This is a genomic window from Bradyrhizobium sp., from assembly GCF_004799405.1.
Taxonomy (GTDB): domain Bacteria; phylum Pseudomonadota; class Alphaproteobacteria; order Rhizobiales; family Xanthobacteraceae; genus Bradyrhizobium.
The window spans coordinates 57951-64684 of the sequence record NZ_SSMW01000033.1 but is presented as its reverse complement, the minus strand read 5'-3'; the positions used below and the strand labels follow the sequence as shown (position 1 = coordinate 64684).

The 6734-nt window shown below is 63.0% G+C and carries 6 protein-coding genes; 2 read left to right on the top strand and 4 right to left on the bottom strand.

The window, feature by feature from the left end; all coding sequences use genetic code 11:
• Positions 1-31: 31 nt before the first annotated feature.
• Positions 32-598, bottom strand: a complete 567-nt coding sequence (locus E7813_RS06140) for a VOC family protein (protein WP_291571894.1) — start codon at positions 596-598, stop codon at positions 32-34.
• A 448-nt stretch (positions 599-1046) separates the two neighbouring features.
• On the opposite strand from E7813_RS06140, the gene E7813_RS06135 reads away from it, so the two are divergent.
• Positions 1047-3212, top strand: coding sequence for an anthranilate synthase component I (locus tag E7813_RS06135; RefSeq protein ID WP_291571893.1), 2166 nt, complete (start codon positions 1047-1049; stop codon positions 3210-3212).
• 112 nt (positions 3213-3324) lie between these two features.
• On the top strand, positions 3325-3870 hold the full coding sequence (locus E7813_RS06130) for an adenine phosphoribosyltransferase (RefSeq protein ID WP_291571891.1): 546 nt from the start codon (positions 3325-3327) through the stop codon (positions 3868-3870).
• A 30-nt stretch (positions 3871-3900) separates the two neighbouring features.
• Here the strand turns inward: E7813_RS06130 and E7813_RS06125 are convergent, their stop codons facing one another.
• The 3 genes from E7813_RS06125 to E7813_RS06115 all read right to left on the bottom strand — a co-directional run bounded on the left by E7813_RS06125 (position 3901) and on the right by E7813_RS06115 (position 6734).
• Positions 3901-4569, bottom strand: coding sequence for a hypothetical protein (locus E7813_RS06125; RefSeq protein ID WP_291571889.1), 669 nt, complete (start codon positions 4567-4569; stop codon positions 3901-3903).
• A gap of 59 nt (positions 4570-4628) precedes the next feature.
• Entirely contained in the window at positions 4629-5384 is a 756-nt protein-coding gene (locus E7813_RS06120) for a hypothetical protein (RefSeq protein WP_291571887.1), read from the bottom strand.
• Positions 5385-5552: 168 nt separating this feature from the next.
• Positions 5553-6734 (bottom strand): M48 family metallopeptidase, encoded by a 1182-nt coding sequence (locus E7813_RS06115; protein ID WP_291571885.1) that lies wholly within the window; start codon positions 6732-6734, stop codon positions 5553-5555.

Genomic DNA, 6734 nt, shown 5'->3' with positions numbered 1-6734 from the left:
TTGCCCACGGCGGAACCTTTCAAAGCCGCGGCTAGCCTGCCCTGTGAGGCATGCGTGTTGCGATAAAAGCGGCTACCTCGCTCGGAAGCGTGCCCCGCCCGAAGCCGAGCACGTCGACATAGAACGGCATCATCGCGTCGATGCTTTCGACCGTCAGCACGGCGTGGCCGAGGCCGAGCGGACCGGTGCGAAAACCGGAAATCGATCGTCCCGGCAGGAACGGCGTATCGTCGATCTCCGGGCCATGGAATGCTTCGAGACGATTGCCGGCCGGGTCGCGAAACGAAATCAGGCCGCTGACGCGTCGCGCGTCCGCCAGCGTCTGCGGTTCGGCGACGACATTGACCCCGTGCTGTTCCAGCCTCGCTGCCAGCGCGTCCAGCGCCGCCGCGTCTGTTACCTCCCAGCCGAAGAAGCGTTCGCCGTCGGCCATCGAGCGGTCGATGACGATGCGCTGCTTGCGGTCGTCCATCCGGAACGCCAGCAGCGAATTGCCGCGCTCAACCGCCTGCAGCCCGACCAGCCCGGTCCCGAACTGCCGCCAGTCGTCGAGATCGGCCGATCCGAACCCGACATATCCTAGGGCCTGCAATGGCATCGCGCGTCTCCGTTTTGGCAAATCCTAAGCATAATTTTCGGATTAGGCGAGCGATCCCGTCTATCGGCGAACGCAACCGTGTTCCCTCTCCCGCTTGCGGGGGAGGGTGCCGAGCAACGCGAGGCGGGTGGGGGCTCTCTCGGCATCGGGACTTGCAGAGGCAGCCCCCACCCCAACCCTCCCCCGCAAGCGGGAGAGGGGGGCGCTACCGTGAAACCCTCGCCACCATGCGCGAACTGAACATGAGATGCTTGACGTGACCGCCGCGCCATGGTGTTTACCCGGCCATGTGCACCGCTGTCCGCCCAACCCGTCTGTGGTGGCCCACCTTCTAAAGGTGGCCGGTGCGATTTCATTTCTCCCAATCGTCGAAGGCCGTCATCGCAGTGCGACGGCCTTTCGTTTGTCCTGTGTGGCGTTCCCTCGGCAAGTTTCGTAAGAGGATCACATGAACAGGACAGCGTTTTCACTGCCGGCCCACAGCGAATACCGGACCCGTGGCGGTCTCGCGGTATCGCGCTCGGTGGAGCAATTCACCGGCGGCGCCAATCGGCTCGATGACCTGATCGACCTGCTCGATCGCCGCCGCGGCGTGGTGCTGTCATCGGGCACCACCGTGCCGGGCCGCTATGAGAGTTTCGATCTCGGCTTCTCCGACCCGCCACTTTTGATGGAAACGGCCGGGTCCGATTTCTCGCTGCAAGCGCTGAACGCGCGTGGCGAGGTGCTGATCGCCTTCCTCGGCGATACCTTGCGCGAGCCCTGCGTCGTCATCACCGAAAAGCGCGCAACGCGGCTCGCCGGCCATATCGTCCGGGGTGCGGCGCCGGTCGATGAAGACCAGCGCACCCGCCGCGCCAGCGTGATGTCGTTGGTCCGCGATCTCGTGGCGGCGATGGGAGCGAACGACGATCCGTTGCTTGGCCTGTTCGGCGCGTTTGCCTATGACCTGGTATTTCAGATTGAAGATCTGGTGCAGAAGCGTGCGCGCGAGAGCGACCAGCGCGACATCGTGCTTTACCTGCCGGATCGCCTGTTGGCCTACGACCGCGCCACTGGACGGGGCGTGGTGCTGAGCTATGATTTCACCTGGAAGGGAAAATCCACCAAAGACCTGCCACGCGAAACCGCGGAAAGCGGCTATGCCAGGACGCAGCGTCAGGGATTTGCCGATCACGCGCCCGGCGAATATCAGGCCACCGTGGAGACGGCGCGGGCCGCATTCGCGCGCGGCGATCTGTTCGAGGCGGTGCCGGGGCAGTTGTTCGCCGAACCCTGCGAACGCTCGCCGGCGGAAGTGTTCCAGCGGCTGTGCCGGATCAATCCGTCGCCCTATGGCGCGCTGATGAATCTCGGCGACGGCGAGTTCCTGGTGTCGGCGTCGCCCGAGATGTTCGTGCGGTCCGACGGCAGGCGGGTCGAGACCTGTCCTATTTCCGGCACCATCGCCCGCGGTATCGACGCGATCGGCGACGCCGAGCAGATCCGGCAACTATTGAATTCCGAGAAAGATGAATTCGAACTCAACATGTGCACCGACGTCGACCGCAACGACAAGGCGCGGGTCTGCGTGCCCGGCACCATCAAGGTTCTGGCGCGGCGGCAGATCGAGACCTACTCAAAACTGTTCCATACCGTCGACCATGTCGAAGGCATCCTGAAGCCGGGCTTCGATTCGCTCGATGCGTTCCTGACCCATGCCTGGGCGGTGACGGTGACCGGTGCGCCGAAATTATGGGCGATGCAATTCGTCGAGGATCACGAGCGGTCGCCGCGGCGCTGGTATGCCGGCGCCATCGGTGCGGTGAATTTCGACGGCAGCATCAATACGGGCCTTACGATCCGCACCATCCGGATGAAGGACGGTCTGGCCGAGGTGCGGGTCGGCGCCACCTGCCTGTTCGACTCGGATCCCGCCGCCGAAGACCGGGAATGCCAGGTCAAGGCCGCCGCATTGTTCCAGGCACTGCGCGGCGATCTGCCGAAGCCGTTGTCGGCGTTTGCGCCGGATGCCACCGGCTCCGGCAAGCGGGTGCTGCTGATCGACCACGACGACAGTTTCGTGCATATGCTGGCGGATTATTTCCGTCAGGTCGGCGCCACCGTCACCGTGGTGCGGCACATCCATGCGCTGGAGATGCTCAGGCAGAACAGCTACGATCTGCTAGTACTGTCGCCGGGGCCGGGGAGGCCGGAAGATTTCGGGATTTCGAAAACCATTGGTGCGGCACTCGACAAGAAGCTGCCGGTGTTCGGCGTCTGCCTCGGCGTGCAGGCGATCGGCGAGTATTTCGGCGGGCAGTTGGGGCAACTCGGTCAGCCGGCGCATGGCAGGCCGTCGCGCGTCCAGGTTCGAGGCGGGCGGTTGATGCAAAACCTGCCCAATGAGATCGTAATCGGCCGCTATCACTCGCTGTTCGTCGAACGCGACAGCATGCCCGAGGTGCTGAACGTAACCGCCAGTACCGAGGACGGCGTGGCGATGGCGATCGAGCACAGGAGTCTGCCGGTCGGCGGCGTGCAGTTCCATCCGGAATCGCTGATGTCGCTCGGCGGCGAGGTGGGCCTGCGCATCGTGGAGAATGCATTCCGGCTCGGTATTCCCGTGAATTAGGAAGAATCGTCATTGCGAGGAGCGCTTGCGACGAAGCAATCCAAGCTTTGCTTTGGTACCATGGATTGCTTCGCTGCGCTCGCAATGACGAAAAGACAGAAAAGAGATATCGATGACCCCTGACCCCGAACATGATTTGAAGGCCGCCGTCCGCACCATTCCGGATTATCCCAAGCCGGGAATCCTGTTTCGCGACATCACCACTCTCTTGGGCGATGCGCGGTCGTTTCGCCGCGCGGTCGATGAACTGGTGCAGCCGTGGGCCGGATCGAAGATCGACAAGGTGGCCGGCATCGAGGCGCGGGGATTCATCATCGGCGGCGCGGTGGCGCATCAGGCCTCCGCCGGCTTCGTGCCGATCCGCAAGAAAGGCAAGCTGCCGCATACCACCGTGCGCATCGCCTATTCGCTGGAATACGGCCTCGACGAGATGGAAATGCACGCCGACGCCATTCACTCCGGCGAGCGCGTGATCCTGGTCGACGATCTGATCGCCACCGGCGGCACCGCGGAGGGCGCGGTGAAATTGTTGCGCCAGATCGGCGCCAACGTGGTGGCGGCCTGTTTCATCATCGACCTGCCGGATCTCGGCGGTGCGGCGAAATTACGGGCGATGGACGTGCCGGTGCGGACGCTGATGACGTTCGAGGGGCATTAGTTGTCGTCCCGGCGAACGCCGGGACGACGGCTACGACTTCTGCAAGATCAGGCTCAGTTCCAGCTCGCGGAAGCTCAGATAATTGCGGCGGACCCATTGATGCAGTTCGGTCGATGAATCCTTCTCATTGCGCAAGTACTCGGTGAACGAGAACGTCAGCCGGTCGACATATGTCTTCAGGAACGACGGCAGGGCGGCGATGTGCAGCACGCGGCCATCCGCGAAGGCTGGCGGCAGCTCGCCGCGCAGCACGTATTCATTGTCGATGGTGACGAGCGCGCCAGCAGGAATCTGTTGTTGCAGGGTGGCGTGGCCGCGGGCCGAGGCGCGGTCGGTATCGGCGACGAACAGCACCACCGGCACCACGCCGCGCCGCGCCGCCTCCTTCATGAAGCCGATTTCCTCGGACATCTTGAAGAATTCGTCGAAGGCATGAAAGCCGAGATCGATCACCTTGGAGACGCCGTCATTGACGATCACGCGGTCCATCAGCGCCATTTTCCCGAAGGTATCGTCGACTTCGGCGGTCTCGGTGATCTGCGGCAGATATTCCAGCAGCGACGGCTCTTTCAGGTTGATGTCGAATGAAGCGACCGCGCCGTTCTTGAGCAGCAGGAATTCGCTGAGCAGCCGCGCGACCAGCGTCTTGCCGACCAGCGGGCGGGGCGAGCAGATGATATAGACGGGCGTCAGGCGCATCGGCGCTATATCGGGCGGATTGCGCGCCTAATCCAGCCAAATAGTCCTGTGGCGAACAATTATTTTTCGCCGCCGCGCGTGCCGGATTTGCTGGAGCCGACCAGGTCGGTCAGCTTGATGCGGTCGAATTCGCTCCAGACGTTGGCCAGCCAGTGACGGACATAGCCGCGCAGCACGAACGAATAGTTCTCGGCCTGGTCGTGGATGCCCTTGTTGGCGACGAATTTGAGGAACGGCACCGAGGCGACCTCGACCTGCTCATAGGCCATTTCGTTGAGCTTCGGGATGGTGATCTCGGTGGCGTCCTTGATGCGGTGGAAATACGAATTGTAGGTCGCCTGGTCCCATTCGAAGAAGCTGGTGTTGTTGATGAAGTTCTTCACCAGGAAGTATTTCGCGCCCTGCATGAAGTTCGCGGTCTCCGCGATTTCGTCCAGCGAGGCGATCGAGGGGCCGAGGATGTGGAACACGGCAAAGGTGATCTGGCCCTGCTTGGCGGCATCGAGAAAGCCGATATCGCGCAACGAGGCCAGCGCCGGCGACAACAGTCCGGCGCGGACGTCGATCACGGTGACCGAAGGCACGTCCGAATTGAGCGTATCGAAGATCTTCATCTGGTCCGAGGTGGTCGTCATGTCGACGATCTCGGTGATGTCGGGGTGGAAGCGCTTCAGCGTGCCGCGCGGCGACTCGGTATCGAAGGCGCGGGTGGGCACGTTGTTGGCGCTGAAATAATCGAGCACGGTGCGCGAGACGGTGGTCTTGCCGACCCCGCCCTTATCCGCACCGACGACAATGACTGCTGGCTTCGCCATGAAAATCCCTTACGCGCAACTATACCCCGATTGTCGCGCGATGCCGACCGCGACCGCAATGTCCCTCTGCCTGCTTTGGGCGCGAACATGGCAGAAACAAGGGAGAATTCAATTCATTAGACTGCGGTTAAGGTTAATCGTGCCGATGTCGTTAACGCCGGGGCATTTTTAGCGGGATCCCCACGAGCCGGCGGGGTGATTGCCCCAGGGACCTTGAGATGGACCTTGAGTTGGACCTTCAGATGCGCCGGCCGGGTCCCTGGCGTCGCCCCATGGACCGGACCGCAATGGCGGCGGCACCTGATCGCCGGACGGCGCCTGGTCCGGCCCGTCCGCGGTATCCGATGGCAAAGCCAGCGGCCCGGGATCGTGTCCGCCGGCGAACTTGACCAGCGCCCGCACCCGCGCATCCACCGAAGGGTGGGTCGCAAACAGGTCGGAAAAGCCTTCGCGCGGATTATCGACGCACAGTTCCATCACCGCCGAGGTCGCGCCGGGAAGCTCGCCGCGGTTCTCGATCTTGCGCAGCGCCGAGATCATGGCGTCGGGGTTCTTGGTCAGTTCGACCGAGCCGGCATCCGCCAGCAGTTCGCGTGACCGCGACAGCGCCAGCCGCACTACCTGCGACAACAGCCATGCCAGCCCGATCAACACGCCTGCGAGGATGATGACGAAGATCGCGCCGCCGCCGGAGCTCCTGTTGTCGTCCGACGATGAGGACCGCCAGCCGCCGCCATAACGAAGGCCGGTGTTGAAGAACATCCGGAAGAACAATTCGGCGAAGAAGCCGACCACGCCGGCGATGATCACCGCCACCACCATCAACTGCACGTCGCCGTTGCGGATATGGGTCAGTTCGTGGCCCAGCACCGATTCGATTTCCTGGTCGTTGAGCGCGTTCAGGAGACCCGTGGTGACGGTGACGGCATATTGCCGCTGGTTGAGCCCGGTCGCGTAGGCGTTCAGCGCTTCGCTGTCCACGACCTTCAGTTTCGGCATCGGGATGCCGCGCGAGATGCAGAGATTTTCCAGCAAATTATACAGCCGCGGCTGCTGCAGCCGGGTCACGTCCTCGCCGCCGGTGATGGCGTCGATCATCGACTGGTGAAAGAAATAGGCGATCACGATCCACAGCGCAGCGCCGCCGGTCGCGTAGGGGAACGCCTGGATCAGATCGCGCAAGGCGGCCGCTATATAGTAATCCGCCGGGCCGCCGCTGTTGGTCAGGACTTCCGCGATCAGCGCGCCGGCGAACACCATCACATAGACCAGGACGAACAGCCCCGCGAGCAGCAGCATCGAACGGAATTTGTTCGATGCGATGTGCGTGTAGAGACCATAGGCGGCCAT